This window comes from Actinosynnema sp. ALI-1.44, from assembly GCF_001984155.1.
Taxonomy (GTDB): domain Bacteria; phylum Actinomycetota; class Actinomycetes; order Mycobacteriales; family Pseudonocardiaceae; genus Kibdelosporangium.
The window spans coordinates 523,350-541,730 of the sequence record NZ_MTQO01000054.1 but is presented as its reverse complement, the minus strand read 5'-3'; the positions used below and the strand labels follow the sequence as shown (position 1 = coordinate 541,730).

16 protein-coding genes are annotated in these 18,381 nt (G+C 68.1%); 4 read left to right on the top strand and 12 right to left on the bottom strand.

Going from position 1 to position 18,381, the window contains the following annotated elements; genetic code table 11:
- Nucleotides 1–154: 154 nt before the first annotated feature.
- The 3 genes from ALI144C_RS49470 to ALI144C_RS49460 form a co-directional block, all read right to left on the bottom strand.
- Nucleotides 155–2,470 (bottom strand): chitinase C-terminal domain-containing protein, encoded by a 2,316-nt coding sequence (locus ALI144C_RS49470; protein ID WP_168211531.1) that lies wholly within the window; start codon nucleotides 2,468–2,470, stop codon nucleotides 155–157.
- A gap of 131 nt (nucleotides 2,471–2,601) precedes the next feature.
- On the bottom strand, nucleotides 2,602–2,790 hold the full coding sequence (locus ALI144C_RS49465; protein ID WP_076994225.1) for a DUF397 domain-containing protein: 189 nt from the start codon (nucleotides 2,788–2,790) through the stop codon (nucleotides 2,602–2,604).
- A complete protein-coding gene (locus ALI144C_RS49460) occupies nucleotides 2,787–3,659 on the bottom strand; it encodes a helix-turn-helix domain-containing protein (RefSeq protein WP_076994224.1) in 873 nt (290 codons plus the stop codon). The genes ALI144C_RS49465 and ALI144C_RS49460 overlap by 4 nt, the downstream gene beginning before the upstream one ends.
- Nucleotides 3,660–3,799: 140 nt before the next feature.
- Here ALI144C_RS49460 and ALI144C_RS49455 point away from each other — a divergent pair, with 140 nt between their 5' ends.
- Nucleotides 3,800–4,117: a hypothetical protein gene (locus ALI144C_RS49455; RefSeq protein WP_143231378.1), complete on the top strand. Its 318-nt coding sequence runs from the start codon at nucleotides 3,800–3,802 to the stop codon at nucleotides 4,115–4,117.
- A gap of 685 nt (nucleotides 4,118–4,802) precedes the next feature.
- Nucleotides 4,803–6,941 (top strand): SulP family inorganic anion transporter, encoded by a 2,139-nt coding sequence (locus tag ALI144C_RS49450; RefSeq protein ID WP_076994222.1) that lies wholly within the window; start codon nucleotides 4,803–4,805, stop codon nucleotides 6,939–6,941.
- Between the two features lie 64 nt (nucleotides 6,942–7,005).
- Here ALI144C_RS49450 and gndA read toward each other — a convergent pair whose 3' ends face one another.
- From gndA to ALI144C_RS49410, 8 genes are all read right to left on the bottom strand, one after another.
- Complete coding sequence (gene gndA / locus ALI144C_RS49445; protein ID WP_076994221.1) at nucleotides 7,006–8,439, bottom strand: NADP-dependent phosphogluconate dehydrogenase; 1,434 nt, start codon at nucleotides 8,437–8,439, stop codon at nucleotides 7,006–7,008.
- Between the two features lie 59 nt (nucleotides 8,440–8,498).
- Nucleotides 8,499–9,407, bottom strand: coding sequence for an acyl-CoA thioesterase II (gene tesB / locus ALI144C_RS49440; protein WP_076994220.1), 909 nt, complete (start codon nucleotides 9,405–9,407; stop codon nucleotides 8,499–8,501).
- Between the two features lie 9 nt (nucleotides 9,408–9,416).
- Nucleotides 9,417–10,841 (bottom strand): pyruvate kinase, encoded by a 1,425-nt coding sequence (pyk, locus tag ALI144C_RS49435; protein ID WP_076994219.1) that lies wholly within the window; start codon nucleotides 10,839–10,841, stop codon nucleotides 9,417–9,419.
- Between the two features lie 70 nt (nucleotides 10,842–10,911).
- Nucleotides 10,912–11,640, bottom strand: a complete 729-nt coding sequence (locus ALI144C_RS49430; protein WP_076994218.1) for a hypothetical protein — start codon at nucleotides 11,638–11,640, stop codon at nucleotides 10,912–10,914.
- A gap of 27 nt (nucleotides 11,641–11,667) precedes the next feature.
- Entirely contained in the window at nucleotides 11,668–13,002 is a 1,335-nt protein-coding gene (locus ALI144C_RS49425; protein WP_143231376.1) for a pentapeptide repeat-containing protein, read from the bottom strand.
- A gap of 50 nt (nucleotides 13,003–13,052) precedes the next feature.
- On the bottom strand, nucleotides 13,053–13,715 hold the full coding sequence (locus ALI144C_RS49420; RefSeq protein ID WP_076994852.1) for a DUF2461 domain-containing protein: 663 nt from the start codon (nucleotides 13,713–13,715) through the stop codon (nucleotides 13,053–13,055).
- Nucleotides 13,716–13,732: 17 nt separating this feature from the next.
- Entirely contained in the window at nucleotides 13,733–14,311 is a 579-nt protein-coding gene (locus ALI144C_RS49415) for a GNAT family N-acetyltransferase (protein ID WP_076994216.1), read from the bottom strand.
- Entirely contained in the window at nucleotides 14,308–15,765 is a 1,458-nt protein-coding gene (locus ALI144C_RS49410; protein WP_076994215.1) for an APC family permease, read from the bottom strand. Before ALI144C_RS49410 ends, ALI144C_RS49415 begins: the two co-directional genes overlap by 4 nt.
- Nucleotides 15,766–15,897: 132 nt before the next feature.
- Here ALI144C_RS49410 and ALI144C_RS49405 point away from each other — a divergent pair, with 132 nt between their 5' ends.
- Nucleotides 15,898–16,545: a GOLPH3/VPS74 family protein gene (locus ALI144C_RS49405; RefSeq protein WP_076994214.1), complete on the top strand. Its 648-nt coding sequence runs from the start codon at nucleotides 15,898–15,900 to the stop codon at nucleotides 16,543–16,545.
- Between the two features lie 4 nt (nucleotides 16,546–16,549).
- Here the strand turns inward: ALI144C_RS49405 and ALI144C_RS49400 are convergent, their stop codons facing one another.
- Complete coding sequence (locus ALI144C_RS49400; protein WP_083754069.1) at nucleotides 16,550–17,593, bottom strand: serine hydrolase domain-containing protein; 1,044 nt, start codon at nucleotides 17,591–17,593, stop codon at nucleotides 16,550–16,552.
- Nucleotides 17,594–17,629: 36 nt separating this feature from the next.
- Here ALI144C_RS49400 and ALI144C_RS49395 point away from each other — a divergent pair, with 36 nt between their 5' ends.
- Nucleotides 17,630–18,316, top strand: a complete 687-nt coding sequence (locus ALI144C_RS49395; RefSeq protein WP_076994213.1) for an HAD family hydrolase — start codon at nucleotides 17,630–17,632, stop codon at nucleotides 18,314–18,316.
- Nucleotides 18,317–18,381: the final 65 nt, after the last annotated feature.

Sequence of the window (18,381 nt, the reverse complement as noted above, 5' to 3'; positions counted from 1 at the left end):
AGGGCCCGGAGCGGACATCAGGAGAACCACCACTGTTATGGGTGTGACCCCTTACCGGCTGGGGTAAGGGGTCACAACTGCTGGGTAAGGGCGCGTAAGGCGCAGCATCTTCCCAGCTCAGCCCGGTGAGTGGGCCGCACCACTCACTGGGTCGCTAGCACGCGCCAAGATCGGTCCACACGTCGTTCGTGCCGGGCTCCTGACCCTGCGTCCACCACTTGTTGCGCCAGTTGTGGCCGTTGTGGGACACCTGCTGGCTGCCGGCGTAGACGGTTCCGGCCGCCCACGCGGGCGCGGTGCAGGGGCCAGGCGGCGGGTCGGTCGGAGGCGGGCCGCTCCCGCCGCCACCGCGCGGGTAGTCCGTGGTCAGCGCGTAGCTCTTGCCGCCGAAGGTCAGCTTGAAGTTGCTGGGTGTCGCGATCGGCATCTGGTAGACGATCGCGACGTCGACCGAACCACCCGCCGGGATGCTCTGCCAGCTCGGGATGGTCACCGACACGTGCTGGAAGTCGCCCTTCATGCCGCCGACGTTCGGTCCGCTGTGCCCCTTCTGGGTCACCCGCAGGCCGAAGCCGGACTGGTCGGACATGCTTCCGGGTGCGCTCGTGCCGTAGTCGAACTCGAGCACGGCCGAACCGGGGATCGTGGTGGTCGACCGGTTGGTGATCTTCATCTTCGGGTTGATCGGGTAGTTGGAGTCGCCGAGCGCGAAGCCGCTGAACGTGACGCCGACGTCCAGCACGTTCGCCGGGGTGGCGGTGTTGGACTTCGACGCGCCGTACGGGGCCGCGCCGCGCAGACCCGCGTTGAGCGAGTCGATCAGCGTCGTGCCCATGAAGTACTGGTTCTTGGCCGAGTCGAAGGCGTAGTCACCGGACAGCTCCCAGATCATCACGCCGCCGATGCCCTTGTCCGCCACGTACTTCGCCTTCGCCGCGATGGACGTCTCGTCCTCGGTGGACAGGAAGACCTTCTTCTGCGCGTTCCACAGCCACGGGGCGGTCAACGTGTTGTCGTAGTTGCGCGCGTAGGTGCCGGTGAGCCGGTCGGTCGGGTCGTTGACCGGGTCGAGGCCGTAGGCAGCCAGGTAGTCGCCCTGGATGCCGCGTTCGAGGTTCTTCGCGTGCCACATGGGGTTCACGCCGGACGGGACCTCGGCACCACCCGCGGTCGAGTCGTGCCACAAGTTGTCGATGCCGACCGCACCGTTTCCACAAGGGACCTTCGAGCCGACGCTGGATCCCGTGCCGGGCGGACACTGTTTCTGGTCGGGTAGCGCGGCTGTGCCCCAAAGCCCGTTGGTGCCGCCGTTCACGCCCTGCCAGCCGCGTGTGTAGAACGGCACGCCGACGTTGATCCGGCCGGCGGGCATCGCGCCGCGGAAGTAGTGGTACGCCCAGTCGGTGTTGAGGTAGCCCTGGCCTTCGTACTGTGCGGTCGTGTAGACCTGCCAGTACTTGAGCTCGGCGTCGTTGCCGTCGTCGTACAGCGGGGCGTTCGGCCCGACGAAGTGGTTCCACGAGCCGTGCAGGTCGTAGGACATCAGGTTGGCGAAGTCGAGGTACTGGGTCACCTGCGAGGTCTCGGAACCGCGCAGCAACCAGCCGGACGACGACACCGCGGCGGTCAGCAGGTAGTGCTTGCCGTCCGCGGCGCTCGCGGCGTCCAGTTTGGACCGCAGGGTGCGCATCAGGTTGACGTAGCCGGTCATCTGCTGGCCGCGGGTGGTCTGCGAGATCCAGTAGTCGTCCGGGTTTCCGGCGTAGTTGGCCGACGTGGCGTACTCGTAGTCGATGTCGGCGCCGCTGAAGCCGTACTGGCGCACGAACGCCACCACCGAGTCGGCGAACGTGTTGATCGTGGCCTGGTTCTGCGCCATCTTGTAGAAGCCGCCGGAGGCGGTGCGGGTGCCGTCCGGGTTGAGGAAGCCGCCGGTCTCCGCCCAGCCGCCGATCGAGATCAGCGTTCTGACGTCCGGGTTCTGCTTCTTGTACTTCGTCAGCAGGTTGAAGTGCCCCTTGTAGGGCAGCGACGGGTCCATCTCGGCGCCCGGCACACCCGGCCACTCCATGCCGGTCGCCGGGTTGTTGGCGCCATCCGGGCCGACCGAAACCTTGTTGTCGGCGCCGACGTGGGCGAACGCGTAGTTGATGTGGGTGATCTTCGACCACGGGATGTCGCTGGCCAGGTAGCGCGGCGAGCCGTCCTTGCCGGTGCGCCAACTGGTGAAGTAGCCGATCACCCTGCGGCTGTTGCCGTTTGCCAGTTTCTCGCGGCCCGCCGCGTCGTAGACCGTGCAGTACGGGACCGCCACGCCGGCTGTGCTCGCCAGCCCGTCGGGTCTGCAGTCGTCCGCGGCTGCCGCCTGCCGTTTGTCCACCGCGAGAGCGAACAGCCCGGCCAGGGCGATTATCAAGCCGATCAAGGACAAGCGAAACAATGTCAACTTCGGTGTCGATCTCGACGTCATCTTCGACCTCCGCCAGGGGCAGGGGGTGGCGCGCGGCCACGACCTGTCGGAAATGTCTTCGACGTTAAGAGGTCCAGACCCGCCGAGCAATAGGTCTGGACCACTGTTCCGCTATGCAGCGCGTGCCGGGCTCAGCGCTTCGTCGCCGCGATGAACGCACCCCATCCGGCCGCGCCGAAACGAAGCATCCCCGCGTCCGGTTTCTTCGAATCACGCACTCTTGTCCCCGAGTGCGCCAACGCGATCTCCACACAGTCGTTCCCGGCGCCGCTGCGGCTGCTCTTGCGCCACTGCGCGCCGGCCGGATCGGAAACAGTCATGGATTTCCTCCCTCTCGTTGACGAGACAACCTTTCGGCTGCCCGAGAGACCAAGTGCACGCTGTCGTCCGGGCTCGCGGCGGACGCTCGCAAATGGTCGAACATCAACGTATACCTTTGGACGTCGGAGTGCTCCTCCAGATAGACACCACCGGTTGTGGTGTCCACATAGACGACGTCGGGATCCATCTGTTCCGGAAAACCAAGGATGAGGAACGGACCATCCATAGAGGAGTGCGCGCCCGCGTCGAACGGCACAACCTGGAGCGTCACGTTGGGCAATGTGGATATCTCACGCAGACGGAGTAATTGTTTGTGCATGACACCAGGTCCGCCGACCGTCCTGAGCAGCACGGCCTCGTCGACGACGGCCCAGTAGTTCGGCGGATCCGAATCGGTCAGCAAACGCTGGCGTTCCATCCTGGCGATCACCCGGCGCTCCACTTCGGCCTCTGTCCAGTCGGGCCTGATCGAACGCATCACCGCGCGGGTGTAGTCCTCGGTCTGCAACAAACCGGGTACCAACAAGGCCTGGAAGGCACGCAGTGAGGACGCATCCGATTCCAGACCGACGAAGGCGCCGGTGAAAACCTCGTTATAGGCGTGCCACCAGCCTTTCTTACGGGCCTCACGAGACAGTTGGACAAGCGCTTCCAACCTGTCCGGTGAGACGCCGTACAGCTCAAGCAGATCGCGCGCGTCACGCGGGGTCACGCCGACGTGCCCCGTCTCGATGCGACTGATCTTGGACGCCGAGCACTCCAGCCGTTCACCGACCTCCTCGATCGTCAGCCGCGCCGCTTCCCGCAGTCTGCGCAGTTCACTGGCCAGCCTGCGCCGTCGGACGGTCGGGCTTTGCCCTCGTGCCATCTGCAGCTCCCGAAAGTCACCCGTTCGTGTACTGCAACTTGCAGAATGCGGTTTGCAGCCGCAAGCTACTTCGTACCGCCTGCCAGTAGCAGTTGAGGCTCCGCACGGGACGCAGAGGGACGTGGTGACGAGTGGTCGTGGTGAACAATTCGATTTTCGGCCACCTGGAGTCATCGCTTAACGGCTACCTGGCCGATCTCACCCGACGAGGGGAGTCGGCGGACCCGGCGACGGCGACGCGAATCGCCAACAGCGAGTTGCCACGCGTGGTCGCCGCGCTGCAGGCGGTGCTCGACGAACACCGTCCGGACGAGCAGGGACGCTGCCCGAGTTGCCGCAAACGCCTCTTCGGCCGCGCGCCCGCGCCGTGCCGCGCGTACCTGGCAGCCCACCTGTGCCTGCTGGTCACCGAGGACGACCAGCCCTACAGCGACACCCCACGGCTCGGCGCGCGCTGAGCCACCCAGAACGGACCGGCCGGCAGGCCGGTTCGACCGGAACGCACGGTCCCTCCCCCGGCCAACCCCCTTCCCCCGGCCGACCTCACGTGCCTTCCGGTTGCCCTCCCCAGCGGGGCCGGGATTTCGCGCCCCCCGACTGAAACCCGGTCCCGCTGGTTCCCCCGCACGGGGACACTTTCGAATGCATCTGGCGCCCCGAGGCAGCCATCAGCGGCCCCGACACATGCCGCGACCGCAATAGGCGTCGCGCCAGGCATCGCCCGCGCCACGCACGGCTGCCCGGACGGGTGGTCCGCGATCTTGCGGACGGGAACTCGAGGCCCTTCTTCTCACCTGCTGTCACCAGCCCGGGTGTGATCAACTCGACCGGATGAACTTTTTGCGCGGCAAGCGATCTGACGTCATCATGGATGTCGAGCGGGACGGTACACAAAGGACACAGGTGGCCGTACCCGCCTCAGTGCCGACACAGGTCGTGCCGACACGGAGGTTCGCATGATGGCCGGTTCCAGCACTCAGCACCGGGCCCCACGGGGCCCCTTCCGCCCCCGCGGTGGTTTCGGGCGCGCGCGTCGCGCCCTCGTCGACCAACCGCGGTTACTGCTCTGGCGCTGACCGTCCACCATTCGTGACCCCTGGTTTGGGAATACCCGGGGTACTCCCGCCTCCGCAAGGAAAGAAGATGTCACGCGTCGCAACCCTGCTCAGGTACGACCTGCCCGCTTCCTTCGTCGTGTTCCTCATCAGCGTCCCCCTCTCGCTGGGCATCGCCGCCGCGTCCGGTGCCCCGCTCATCGCCGGGCTCGTCGCCGCCGTCGTCGGCGGGATCGTCGCCGGTTCGCTTGGCGGCTCGGCGTTCCAGGTGAGCGGGCCCGCCGCGGGCATGACCGTCATCGTCGCCGGGATGGTCGAGCAGTACGGCTGGCCCGCGACCGCCGGGATCACCGTGGCCGCCGGTGTCGTCCAGGTCCTGCTCGGGATCACGAAGGTCGGCAGGCTGACGCTGTCCCTGTCGCCCGCTGTCGTGCACGGCATGCTCGCCGGGATCGGGATCACGATCGTCACCGGGCAGCTCCAGGTCCTGCTCGGCGGCCAGGCCGACAGCGACGTACTCGCCAGTGTCGCCGGGCTGTTCGGCCGGCCGCCCGTCTGGAGCGCCGTCCTCATCGGCGTGGTCACCATCGGCCTGATGGTGCTGTGGCCGCGGATCCCGCGCGGCACCGTGCTCCCCGCGCCGCTCGTCGCCGTGGTCGTCGCCACCGGTGTCGAACTGCTGTCCGGGCTGGAGGTCGACACCGTCCAGCTCCCGGACGACCCGCTGACCGGCCTCGCGATTCCCCAGGTTCCCGCGGGTGGCGTCGTCGAGATCGGCTTCGCCGTGCTGAGTGTGGCGCTTGTGGCGAGCGTGGGTTCGTTGCTGTCCGCTGTTGCCGTCGACAAGATGCACAACGGTCCTCGTGCGGACCTCGACCGCGAGCTCATCGGGCAGGGCGTGGCGAACACTGTTTCCGGCGGGCTCGGCGGACTGCCGGTGGCAGGCGTGATCGTACGCAGTTCCACCAACGTCGCCGCGGGAGCGCGGACCCGGTCGTCCGCGATCCTGCACGGCGTGTGGATGCTGCTGTTCGTCCTGTTCCTGGCGAACGCGCTCGAAAGCATCCCGATGGCCGCGCTCGCCGGTGTGCTCATCGTGGTCGGTGTCCGCCTCGTCAACGCCGGGCATCTGAAGGATCTCCGGCTGCACGGGGAACTAGCCGTCTACGCCGTCACCGTGCTCGGCGTGATCACGTTGGGGTTGCTCGAAGGCGTCGCCATCGGCGTCGCGGTCGCCGTCGTCCGGTCGCTGTACCGGCTCGCGCACACCTCGGTGCGTGTCCGGCAGGAGCAGGACGAATGGCGAGTCGACGTCGGCGGATCGCTGGTGTTCCTCGGCGTCGGCAAACTCGTTCGCGAGCTGCGCCGGATCCCCAGCGGCCGGAAGGTCGTGCTGCAGCTCGCGATCGACTTCATGGACCACGCCGCGTTCGAGGCGATCGACGACTGGAAGTCGGGCTACGAGGACCGCGGCGGCCAGGTCGAGGTGCTGGACAAGGACACGTGGTACGGCAGGGCGCGCGACGGCGCGCCGGGCCGGCGCAAGACGATCCCGTGGGTCGGTCGCTGGACCGACTGGGAGCGCAGGACTTTCCGGATGCCCGAGCCGCGGGAACCGGTGCTGGACGGCGCGCTGGAGTTCGAACGCGTGTCGGCGCACCTGGTCCGGCCGTTCCTCGCCGAGCTGGCCCGTCAGGGACAACGTCCCGAGCAGCTGTTCATCACGTGCGCGGACTCACGCGTGCTGCCGAACCTGATCACGTCGAGCGGGCCGGGAGAGCAGTTCTGTGTCCGCAACATCGGCAACATCGTCCCGGTCTTCATCGACTCGGAGTCGTCCGAAGAGGACAGCTCGGTCGGTGCGGCGATCGAGTTCGCGGTGGACGTGCTCGACGTGCCGACGATCGTCGTCTGTGGACACTCGCACTGCGGTGCGATGAAGGCGTTGATGGGCAACACCGCGCAGCCGGGGACACGGCTGCACTCGTGGCTGCGCAACGCGCGGACCAGCCTGGCCAGGGTGGACGGGACCGACGACGTCGAGCACCTGGCGGCGGCCAACGTGGCGCAGCAGTTGGACAACCTGCGGACCTACCCCAGTGTCCGCAAGGCGGAGGAACAGGGACGGCTGCGACTGGTCGGGATGTACTTCGACCTGACCGAAGCCCGCCTGTACCTGGTCGACCCGGACGACTTCCGCCTCGTCCAACTCGAACCCCTCACCTGACCCCGTGCAACCAATGTGGCCTTTGTTGCGAAAAACGCAACAAAGGCCACATTGGTTGCAAAAATCAGGCGTTGGTTTCGGAGCGGTCGGCGCCCCACAGGGTGTGGAACGAGCCGTCCTTGTCTACCCGGCGGTAGGTGTGCGCGCCGAAGAAGTCGCGCAGGCCCTGGATGAGCGCGGCGGGCAGGCGCTCGGAACGCAGCGCGTCGTAGTACGCCAGAGCGCTGGAGAACCCGGGCACCGGCACACCGGCGGCCACCGCGGTGGTGACCACGCGACGCCAGGCGTCGGCGGCGTTCTCCACCGCGGCCCGGAAGTAGTCGTCCACGAGCAGCGACGGCAGGTCCGGCGTCTTCTCGTACGCCTCACGGATGCGGTTGAGGAACACCGCGCGGATGATGCAGCCGCCGCGCCAGATGGTCGCCATCGCACCGAGGTCGATGTCCCAGCCGTACTGCTCGCTGGCCGCGCGCATCTGGTCGAAGCCCTGGGCGTACGCGACCACCTTGGACGCGTACAGCGCCGCGCGGACGTCGTCGACCAGGTTCTCCGGCACCGGAACCGAAGCGTCCGAAGTGGACGTCAACGCCGACCGCTGGTCGACGCGGGCCGACAGCGACCGGGCGAACACCGCCTCCGCGATGCCCGTGACCGGAATGCCCAGTTCGAGCGCTTCCTGCACGGTCCAGCGACCGGTGCCCTTCTGCTCGGCCTGGTCGGTGATGACGTCGACGAACGGCTTGCCCGTCTCGGCGTCGACGTGCCCGAGCACCTCCGCGGTGATCTCGACCAGGTACGACTCCAGGTCGCCGGTGTTCCACGTCCGGAACACGTCCGCGATCTGCGCGGGGTTCAACCCGCCCGCGCGCCGCAGCAGGTCGTAGGACTCCGCGATCAGCTGCATGTCGGCGTACTCGATGCCGTTGTGCACCATCTTCACGAAGTGCCCGGCGCCGTCCGGCCCGACGTGCACGCAGCACGGCTGGCCGTCGACGTTGGCCGCGATGGACTCCAGCACCGGGCCGAGGTGCTTGTAGGACTCGGGGGAACCGCCCGGCATGATGCTCGGGCCGTTCAGCGCGCCTTCCTCGCCGCCGGAGATGCCCGCGCCGACGAAGTGCAGTCCGCGCTCCTTCAGCGCCGCCTCGCGCCTGCGGGTGTCGGCGAAGTGCGCGTTGCCGCCGTCGATGATCATGTCGCCGGGTTCCATCAGGTCGGCGAGTTCGTCGATCACGGCGTCGGTCGGGCCGCCCGCCTTGACCATGATGATCACCTGGCGGGGCTTCTGCAGCGACGCGACCAGCTCCGCCGCGGTCTCGGCCGGGACGAACTCGCCCTCGTCGCCGTGTTGCTCGATGAGCGCCTTGGTACGGGCATACGAGCGGTTGTGCACCGCCACCGTGTAGCCGTGCCTGGCGAGGTTACGCGCCAGGTTGCTGCCCATCGTCGCCAGGCCGGTCACCGCTATGCGGGCCTTGCCTTCCGTGCTGTTCGCCATGTCTACCAGCCTGCCGTAAAAGCCTGTTCAAGGCTCGCGCGATATGTACCACACGGAGCCTAGTCCCGGACGCGCAACAAACCCTCTTGGACGACTGTGGCGACCAATGTCCCGTCGTGGGCGAAGAACCGGCCGGTCGCCAGACCGCGTCCGCCGGAGGCGCTCGGCGATTCGCAGTCGTAGAGCACCCATTCGTCGGCCCGGAACGGACGGTGGAACCACATAGCGTGGTCGAGGCTCGCGCCGATCACGTTGTCCAGCCACCAGTATTTGCCGTGCCGCGCCAGCGGAGCGTCCAACAGCGTCATGTCCGACGCGTATGCCAGAACACACACGTGCAGCAGCGGGTCGTCCGCGAGTTTGCCGTCCGCCCGCATCCACACTTGGTTACGGCCTTCGCGCGGGCCCTTGTCCCGCGACAGCCACGGCGGTTCGGTGACGTACCGGATGTCGATGGGACGCGGGATCGACTTGGTCGGGTCGAGCTTGCCGAACGCGGCCTCGACCTGCTCGATGTACGTCGGCAGGCTGTCCGGCGACGGCACGTCCGGGATCACGTCGGCGTGTTCCAGCCCCTGCTCGACCAGCTGGAACGAGGCGGACAGCGAGAAGATCGCCTTGCCGCGCTGGATGGCGACAACCCGCCGTGTGGTGAACGAGCGGCCGTCGCGGATCCGGTCCACTTCGTACACGATCGGAATGCTCGGGTCGCCGGGCCGGATGAAGTACGCGTGCAACGAGTGCACGTGCCGGTCCGACGGGACGGTGCGGCCCGCCGCGATCAACGCCTGCGCGGCGACCTGCCCACCGAACACCCTGATCGGGCGGTCGGCGGGGCTGACACCGCGGAAGATGTTCTCCTCGATGACTTCGAGGTCGAGCAGCGCGACCAGCTTGTCGAGCACCGGCTGCCCGGACATGCCCGCCTGGCCGGGATCCGCCGCGGCTGCCCGCGCGACCTCTGTCATCTGCCGCTCCTATGCGTGGTCTTCTTCCCCCAACCGGTGTACGCGGATGAGGTTAGTTGACCCGACAGTTCCCGGCGGGGAACCTGCGACGATCACCACTAGGTCACCGGGCTGGTAGCGGCCGATGGACAGCATCGAGATGTCCACCTGGCGGACCATCTGGTCGGTCGAGTCGACCCTCGGGACCAGGAACGTCTCGGTGCCCCACGTCATCGTCAGCTGGCTGCGCACGTCCTGCTCGGGCGTGAACGCCAGCAGCGGCAGGTGCGTGTGCAGCCGGGCGAGTCGGCGCACGGTGTCCCCGGACTGCGTGAACGCGACCAGCGCCTTGGCGTTGAGGCGCTCGCCGATGTCACGGGCCGCGTAGGACAGCACGCCGCGCTTGGTACGCGGCACGTGCGTCAGCGGCGGCACGGCCGTGGACTCGATCTCGACGGCCTCGACGATCTTGCTCATCGTCTTGACCGACTCGATCGGGTAGCGGCCCACACTCGTCTCGCCGGACAGCATCACCGCGTCGGCACCGTCGAGCACGGCGTTGGCGACGTCGGACGCCTCGGCCCGGGTCGGCCGGGAGTTGTTGATCATCGAGTCGAGCATCTGGGTGGCCACGATGACCGGCTTGGCGTTCTCGCGGGCGATCTGGATCGCGCGCTTCTGCACCAGCGGCACCTGCTCAAGCGGCAGTTCGACGCCCAGGTCGCCGCGGGCGACCATGATCCCGTCGAAGGCGAGCACGATCGCCTCGAGGTTGTCGACGCCCTCCGGCTTCTCCAGCTTGGCGATCACCGGCAGCCTGCCCCGGCCGACCCGGTCCATCACCTGGTGGACGAGGTCGATGTCGGCGGGCGACCGGACGAACGACAGCGCCACGAAGTCCACGCCGAGCGACAGCGCGAACTCGAGGTCCTCGATGTCCTTCTCGGACATCGCGGGCACCGAGACGTCCATGCCGGGCAGTGAGATGCCCTTGTTGTTGCTGACCGGGCCACCCTCGATGACCTCGCAGACGACGTCCTGGTTGTCCACCTCCTTGACGACCAGGCCCACCTTGCCGTCGTCGACCAGGAGGCGGTCACCGGCCTTGGCGTCGCGCGCCAGGCCCTCGTAGGTGGTGGACACGCGGTCGTGGGTGCCGACGACGTCCTCGACGGTGATCCGGACGATGTCGCCGTTGTTCCACTCGACCGGTCCGTTGGCGAACGTGCCCAACCGGATCTTCGGTCCCTGCAGGTCAGCCATGATCCCGACGGCGTGCCCCGTCTGGTCGGATGCCGCCCGGACCACGTCGTACACCTGCTTGTGGTCGCTGTGGCTGCCGTGGCTGAAATTCATTCTCGCCACGTCCATACCCGCCTCGACCAGTTCGAGGACACGTTCCTGGGTGGACGTGGCTGGCCCCAGGGTACAGACGATCTTCGCGCGTCGGCTCACGTTCGTGCAGCCTAGCCGTTCCATCTGAACCGATGCGGAACTACTACCCGGTAATTTGGTGAACGACGGGTCAGAACCCGATCTCCGCCTGCTCGGCGACGGAAAAACTCGTCCCGCACTCCACACAGGTCGCCTGCCCGAACAAATAGCTCAGGGCTATCGCCACGTCCGGACGACCGTGCGCCATGGCATCGTCGTACAGTCTGCGGCGCAGTCCGCTCAGCCCAGCGGGGTCGACGGGGACAAGGTCCGTGCGCTCGGTGTCGTCCTCGATGGCGTAGTCGTCGATGGTGGCGAAGTAGCCGTCGTCACCGATCACGACGAACGACATGGCCGTGCACTCCGGGCACTCGACCTCGTACTCCTCGTTGGCGAGACCGCCGAGCGGGTCGCTACCCACGTCGTGCCCCTCGAACGCCAGGATCGACTGCACGAGGTACAGGTACTCGTCTTTCGCGGTCACCGTGCGCAGGTGCTCGTTGGCCAGTCGCAGCAGGGCGGCGATGTCCTCGGCGTACGCGGCGTGCACGTCACCGATGCTCGACGGCCGGTCGTCCGAGCCGACGATGGCGCCCGCGAGGGCCAGCGCCTGGGCGCGTTGCTTGGTGTCGCCGGAGGCGGCGATGTCGGCGAGCCGGTGCAGGGCGGCGAAGCTGGCCGGGTACACCGTGCCCTGGTGGCACAACGCCGACCAGAGGTCGTTCCAGTCCGCGGACGGCTCGGCCGCCACCTGGTCCAGCCTGGTCGGGATGTCCTCGGCGGTGCCGTACGCGTGGGTGAGCTGCCCCCAGTTGGTCATGGGGGCATCCAACACCGTTACCGGGGGTCAGGGAGCGTTCGGGGGAGCGCCGCGTTCCGCGGGCACCGGCGGCGGCTTCTCCGGGGAGTTGAACTTGATCAAGTAGCCCCACGAGCCCTCCCGGTCGGCCAGGCGGGCGTCGGTGTCGTCGCGCGGCTCGCGGATGGTCCAACCGCGCGGCCAGTTCGTCAGGCTGCGGTCGACGTCCATCCGCACCCTGCCGCCGTCGAGCATCGCGGTGGTGGCGAACCACGCCTCGGTGAAGTCGACGTTGCCGCCGAACCGCGCCGCGCGCAGGTCCGCGTTGCGGGTGAAGTACGCGCTGCGGAAGCTGCAGTGCGCGGCGAAGTACGCGCCGAGCGCCTCGACGTGCGCGCCGAACCGGACGCCGTTGAACGCCGCGTCCTTGGAGAACGTCGATCCGCTGAAGTCCGCCTCCGCGGCGAACCACGCACCCGCGAACTCGCAGCGCCCGACGAACATCACCGTGCGGAACGAGCCGAGCGCGCTGAACGCCGCCTGGGAGAAGTCGACCATGCCCGCGAAGACCGTCTTGGTGAACTGCGCCTCGCCGTTGACCTTCATCCCGTTGAAGTCCGCGTCACCGGCGAAGCCCGCTCCGGTGAAGTCGACGCCCGCGGCGAACCACGAGGTCTGGAAGTCCGCGCGGCGGCTGACGAACCGCGCGGCGATGAACCGGGCGGGCCCGGAGAACTGGCTGCCGACGAACGAGATGTCACCGGCGAAGTGCGCGCGGTCGAACGTGGCCAGCCGGGCGCGGCAGTTGTCCATCCGGAAGTCGATCAGGGTGGCACCGGACAGGTCGACGTCGATGTCCGGCCAGAACAGGTCGTCCTCGGCCGGGCGCAGGTGCGCGGCGATGATCCGTTGCGCGGCCACGCGGACACCCCGTTCGGCCACGTCGGCCACCGCGTCGTTGGCTTGTTCCGGAGGCGCGTACGGCATCCGCAGGTAGGAACAGATCACGTTCACGACCGTCTGCCGGTAGCGCGCGTCGACCTGCGCGAGCCGCTCGAGCCCGTACAGACCGGCGAGCCGCACCGGGGCCTTCTCCGAGCCGAGTTGGTCGGCCGCGCGGGCGTACGCGTCCGAGCCGCGGCGTTCGACCACGTCGAACTCGTGCGCGGCGGCGGACTGCGACAGCCGCCAGACGTGCCAGGCGGCGATCATCAGCGCGACCGCGAACCCGGCCAGCAGGCCGAGACCCACCGCTGTGCTCACCGAATCCAGCGCGGGGCCACCGGACACCAGGAAGACCACGAGTGCGATCGCGGCAAGGCCGAACACGGGTGCGACGACCACGGCCGCCACTCGCCACCAGGACCACGGGGTGCGTTCCATGCAGGTGATGGTGTCTCAACCGCCCGGCCTTGACCACAGCGGGGCGGGTATCAGGCCGAGCGGACGCTGACCCCCACGTGGTCCCTCGCCCACTCGTTGAGCGGCCGCAGCTCACGCCAAGCCTTGCGAACCCGCGTGAAGCACTCGCGTTCGTGCAGGAAATCGGCGGGTTCCCAGGTGCGCGCGGCGTACAGCGACTTGTGCTTGAGCAGCTCGATCCGGGGGTGATCCACGTCATAGCCCTTGGGCTTGGTCTTGAGCCGTTCACCGAGAATGTCCCAGCCGGACCGGCGGAGCTTGGTCACCATCTGTTCGAACGCGGGACCGTGCAACTCCTCGCCGACGGCCGCGCGGAACCGGGCGATCTGGTCGGACTCGAGGTGGAAACACCCGCCGCCGACCCGCAACCCGGCCGGGCTGATCTCCACGTAGTACGCCCCGCCACCGCGCCCCTGCTCGATCACGCCGCCGCAGTTGGTCTTGTACGGGGTCTTGTCCTTGGCGAACCGGACGTCCCGGTAGGGCCGGAACACCTTGGCCGTCCCGAAGTCGGTGGCGAACTCAGCGGACAACTCGGCGAGCAGCGCCTCCATCGGCGCCCGCACGTCGGTGTTGTAGGTCTCGCGGTTGTCGTCCCAGAACGCTTTGGAGTTGTCGACCACCAGGCCGTCGAAGAAGTCGATGGCGTGCTCGCCGAACCCGGAGAACTTCACGCGGCCGAGGGTAGTGGTCAGCCGTCGCGCCACATCGGGTACATCCGGGTCCTGGGCTCCGGGCCGAACGGGCGCCCGATGAACTCGAAGCCGTGCCGCTTGTACAGAGCGGTGCTGAGCCACGAACTCGCTTCGAGGTAGGCGGGTGTACCACCGAGGGCAGCGAGGTCGTGGGCGAGCAGGTCACTGCCTATCCCCATGCGGTGGCGGTCCGGGCGGACGGCGATGAGCTGCAGGTGCATGTGATCGCCCCGGTCCGGGCTGTTGGCCGCCATCAGCTCCGACAGCTGCCGGAACCGCCCGGTTTCCTCGTCGGTCATCATCCCGAACCGGGACAGGAAGTGCTCGTCCTCGCCCGGCTGGTGTTGTGCACTGGGCAGCCACACGGTCGTGGCGAACCTGTCGTGGCGCAACGAGACCATGCCGCCGGATTCGATGGCGAGGGTCGCGAACACCCCGAGGAAGGCGGGCTGGACGGCCCGACGGCGGGCAGCAGCGGGGAACAACCACGTGCTCACCGGGTCGTCCTGGAACGCCTCGGCCAGCAGGGCCGTGACTTCGGGCAGGTCATCCGTCGTTGCGGCGCGGACCGTCACCGGACAACCTCCGTGGTTCCTATTCCTCCGACTTTCGCGTACACAGCGGGTTTGCCGGTACGCAACACCCGGCTGCGCACGAGCCCCAGTATCGCGGCGAGCAGCAGCAGGCCGGGCAGGATCCAGCGCAGTGGGGAATCTTCGCCGGTGCCAACGACAACGTGGAAGTTCACGATGATCAGCACGAGCACCGCGGCGAGCAGGACGGCCGCGAGCGCGGGCGCGACCAGCCGCTGCCACGCGGTTTCCGGACCGCGCCTGCCGCGGAAGAATGCGATCACCGAGATCGACACCATGGTCATGATCAGCACGACACCGGTCGACGCGGTCGCACCGAGCCACGTGAACAGCTCGAAGATCGGTTCCCTCCCGGCGATGGCGAACCCGGCGACCACGAGGAACGCGACCACCGTCTGGGTCAGCGAGCCGACGACAGGCGCTCCGTTGCGGCGATTGGTCCGGCCGAGCGCGTCCGGCAGCACGCCCTCCCTGCCCAACGCGAAGAAGTACCGCGCAACCGCGTTGTGGAAGCTCAGCAGCGACGCGAACTGGCTGGTCAGGAAAAGGGCATAAGCGATGTCGGTGACCGTCGCGCCCAGGTGCTGGCCGCTGATGCCGAAGAACACCCCTGGCCCGTTCTGCTGCGACTGCGCCACGACCTGCGACGGACCGACGCCGACGGCCATCGCCAGCGACGAGACCGTGTACAGCACCGCTGTCAGTCCAATCGCGACATACGTGGCCCGTGCGACCGTGCGCGCCGGATCGCGGCATTCCTCGCCGTACGTCGCCGCTCCCTCGAAGCCGGTGAACACCGCGACGGACAGGGCGAAGACCGCGCCGACGCCGGTCACGAACAGGTTCGACGGGTCCAGCGGCGCCAGTGGCTCGCCGCCGGGCGCCGGATTGGCCAGGCCGACCGCGTCGATCACGACGATCGCCAGGCACTCGAGGCCGAGCACCACGCCGAGGACCTTGGCGTTGAGGTCCACGCGCAGCACGCCGAGCACGCCGACCACCACGAGGATCGCCACCGCCCACAGCCACCACGGCGTCTCGATCCCGGCCTTCTGCCGCAGGAAGTCCGCGACCGACCAGCCGAACAGGCCGTACACCCCGATCTGGATGCAGTTGTACGCCAACACGGCGACGAACGAGACCGCGATCCCGGCCGGTTTGCCGATCCCGTTGGCGACATAGGGGTAGAACGCACCGGCGTTGGTGATGTGCCTGCTCATCACGCCGTAGCCGACCGCGAACAACGCGAGGACCGGCGCCAACAGCACGAACGACAGCGGCACACCGATGATCCCGGTGACCGCGTAGGTGGTGGAGATCCCGCCCGCGATGGCGTAGAGCGGCCCGGACGCCGCGACCACGAAGAAGACGATCTGCGCGACACCCAGCCTCGGTTTGGCCAGTCCGCGCGTGAAGCTCGGCGTTGACGCCCCCATGGTTCGGTTGCCCTCCCGTGGAATCCCCTGTCGACACCGTTGGACTGGACCGGGCGAAAGTATAGGATCACGCCGGACGGTTATCCATGGTTCGACCACTTTTCTCGGTACGGCAGTCAATCGGGAGCCACGGTGCGACTGGGTGACCTTTCGTTGTGCGAGGCCTTGTTCTTCCTCGGTCACGACCCGTTCTCCGGCAGGGCGAGAATTCGCCGCGGCGTCCTCGAACTCGGGCTTTCGGCCGCCGCGCTCGCGGATTTGTTGTTCGACGAAAGGATCACGCTCGACCACGGCACAGTCGTGTTGATCAGCCGCGTCACCACCGGCGAGCCGATCGCCGACCGGACACTGGCCGGGATCATGTCCGAACAGTCACCGCACGGCGTGCGCGACTGGGTCGAGCACATCGCCGAAACGATCTACGACATCGTCGTGGAAACCCTCACGGTCAGGGAACTGGTGAGCGTGACGGAGAAACGCGGGATGTTCCGGCATTCCCTGCACTACCAGCCCACGGATCTGCGGATCGCGTCCGCACCACGAGCGGCGATCCGAGCGGCCATGATCGAGAACGACCGGTGCGCACCGCCGGTCGCGACACTCGCGTTGATCGCGTGGTCTATCGGCATCGACGACATCGGCGAGCCCGAGACATCACGAAAACACAGTGCGGAGTGGGTCCTGCGGGTCAAGAACACGCTCGTGAGCCCGTTCAGCGGCCTGGTCTGCGGCACGGACGCCGCCGTCGCCGCCACGGTCTACGGCGGCAGCCGCGGCTAGGTGGTTAGTCCACTGTGGACATGCCCGACATCGCCGACATCGCACCGGCGCGCAGGACGCTGAGCTCGCGCCGGTCGCGGGAAACGAAAACGGCGTTGGTCAGCACCACCATGAACCGGCCGGCGTCCGGCGCGAGGTACAGGCTCGTACCGGTGAAGCCGTGGTGGTAGGCCGTTCCGGTCTCCGGCACCACGATCCAGCCGAGCCCGCGCCTTGTCCCGTCCTGCGACGCGTACACCCTGAAGCTGTCGTGCACATACCTGCCAAGGGGTGAATCCGCCTGCCGGGTCCGGAGAATCCCCCGCGCGAACCGGGCCAGGTCGGCCGCGGTCGAGAAAACCCCGGCGTGCCCGGCCACACCGCCCATCAGCGCGGCACTTTCGTCGTGCACCACACCCCAGGTCGGCCGGGTGCCGATCAGCCGTCGCTCAGTGGGCGCGACGTGATCACCCGCGGGCAACGGCCCGTACGAAGTGGAGTGCATCTCCCACGGGCGCCAGATCCGTTCCGCGGCAAGCACGTCCAGGTTCTGCCCGGTGACGCGTTCGAGGACGAGGCCGAGCAGGACGAACCCGCGGTTGATGTAGCGCATCCGTTCACCCGGCTGGGTTTCCAGCTCCTCGCGGAGGATGTGCTCGACCAGCGGCACACCGCTGGCCAGGTACTCGTCGAAGCGGGTGGCCGAGCGCAGCCCCGTGGTGTGGGCGAGCATCTGGCGGGTCGTCAGCCCCGAGGCCGGGTGCGTCGACGGGCCGAGGTACGTGCTCACCGGTTTGTCCAGCTCCAGATCGCCGTCGGCGACCGAGAACCCGGCGAGCAACCATGTCATGAGCTTCGTCAGCGAGGCGACGTCGTAGCGGGTGCCGGTCGTCGGTGTGACCTCGGCGAAGCTGGGCGCCACCACGCCGTGAGCCAGCGAACGGACCCCCGCGGCGTCCCCGACGACGGCGACCGCCCCGGGCGCGCCACCGGCGGCGAGGAATCGCGTGACGGCGTTGTCCAAGCGCTCGGCGGCCGAGTCGAGCCACCCGTCAGTTCGTTCTGGCATGACACCACTATTCCCATTTCGGATAGCTTGGGCACCATGGGGCAGATCACCACAGTCTTGTTGGACGTCGGCGGCATCCTGTTGCTGCCCACCACCTCGGTGTGGCGCGCGGCGGTCGCGCACGCCGGGATCGAACTCACCGACGAGCAGTTGCGCCGCGCGCACTACGCGGCGACGGCGGCGATGGACGCGTCCGGCGGGGTCGACCTGGATCTCTACCGGCGGGTGGTGGCGCAGCGGTGTGGCGTGACCGACGAGTTCACCCAGCGGGTCCTCGCGGAACTCGACGAGCACTTCACCGGCGAGGCGTGGCTGCAGCGGGCCCCGCACGCCGCGGAGGGCATCGAACGGCTGCTCTCCGACGGCTACCGGGTCGGGATCGTGTCCAACTCGGTGGGCACCGTCGCCGAGATGCTCGTCACCGCGGGTGTCTGCCAGGCCGGTGCGGGTGACCTCGTCCCGGTCGAGGTGGTCATCGACTCAGGCGTTGTCGGCGTGCGCAAACCGGATCCGGCCATCTTCGGCTTCGCGCTGGAGCACATGGGCGTCACAGCGACGGAAACCGCGTACCTCGGCGACACCGCCAGGGCCGATGTGGACGGTGCCAGGCTCGCCGGGCTGCGCCCGATCCACTTCGACCCGTACGGCGACTGCCCCGACCAGCCAGACGACCACGAGCACCTTCAGCGGTTCGACCGGCTTTCCGAACTGCTGGCGGGCTGATCCGGCGCGGCTGCGGGGCGAACGAGCGACAGCACGACAAGCAGGCAGGTCCCCCTCGTGAGTGT

Bases quoted from the DNA above. Each gene is read 5' to 3' on its own strand.
- ALI144C_RS49470 (WP_168211531.1), bottom strand. From the start codon at position 2,470: ATGACGTCGAGATCGACACCGAAGTTGACATTGTTTCGCTTGTCCTTG.
- ALI144C_RS49465 (WP_076994225.1), bottom strand. From the start codon at position 2,790: ATGACTGTTTCCGATCCGGCCGGCGCGCAGTGGCGCAAGAGCAGCCGC.
- ALI144C_RS49460 (WP_076994224.1), bottom strand. From the start codon at position 3,659: ATGGCACGAGGGCAAAGCCCGACCGTCCGACGGCGCAGGCTGGCCAGT.
- ALI144C_RS49450 (WP_076994222.1), top strand. From the start codon at position 4,803: ATGTCACGCGTCGCAACCCTGCTCAGGTACGACCTGCCCGCTTCCTTC.
- gndA (WP_076994221.1), bottom strand. From the start codon at position 8,439: ATGGCGAACAGCACGGAAGGCAAGGCCCGCATAGCGGTGACCGGCCTG.
- tesB (WP_076994220.1), bottom strand. From the start codon at position 9,407: ATGACAGAGGTCGCGCGGGCAGCCGCGGCGGATCCCGGCCAGGCGGGC.
- ALI144C_RS49430 (WP_076994218.1), bottom strand. From the start codon at position 11,640: ATGACCAACTGGGGGCAGCTCACCCACGCGTACGGCACCGCCGAGGAC.
- ALI144C_RS49425 (WP_143231376.1), bottom strand. From the start codon at position 13,002: ATGGAACGCACCCCGTGGTCCTGGTGGCGAGTGGCGGCCGTGGTCGTC.
- ALI144C_RS49410 (WP_076994215.1), bottom strand. From the start codon at position 15,765: ATGGGGGCGTCAACGCCGAGCTTCACGCGCGGACTGGCCAAACCGAGG.
- ALI144C_RS49400 (WP_083754069.1), bottom strand. From the start codon at position 17,593: ATGCCAGAACGAACTGACGGGTGGCTCGACTCGGCCGCCGAGCGCTTG.
- ALI144C_RS49395 (WP_076994213.1), top strand. From the start codon at position 17,630: ATGGGGCAGATCACCACAGTCTTGTTGGACGTCGGCGGCATCCTGTTG.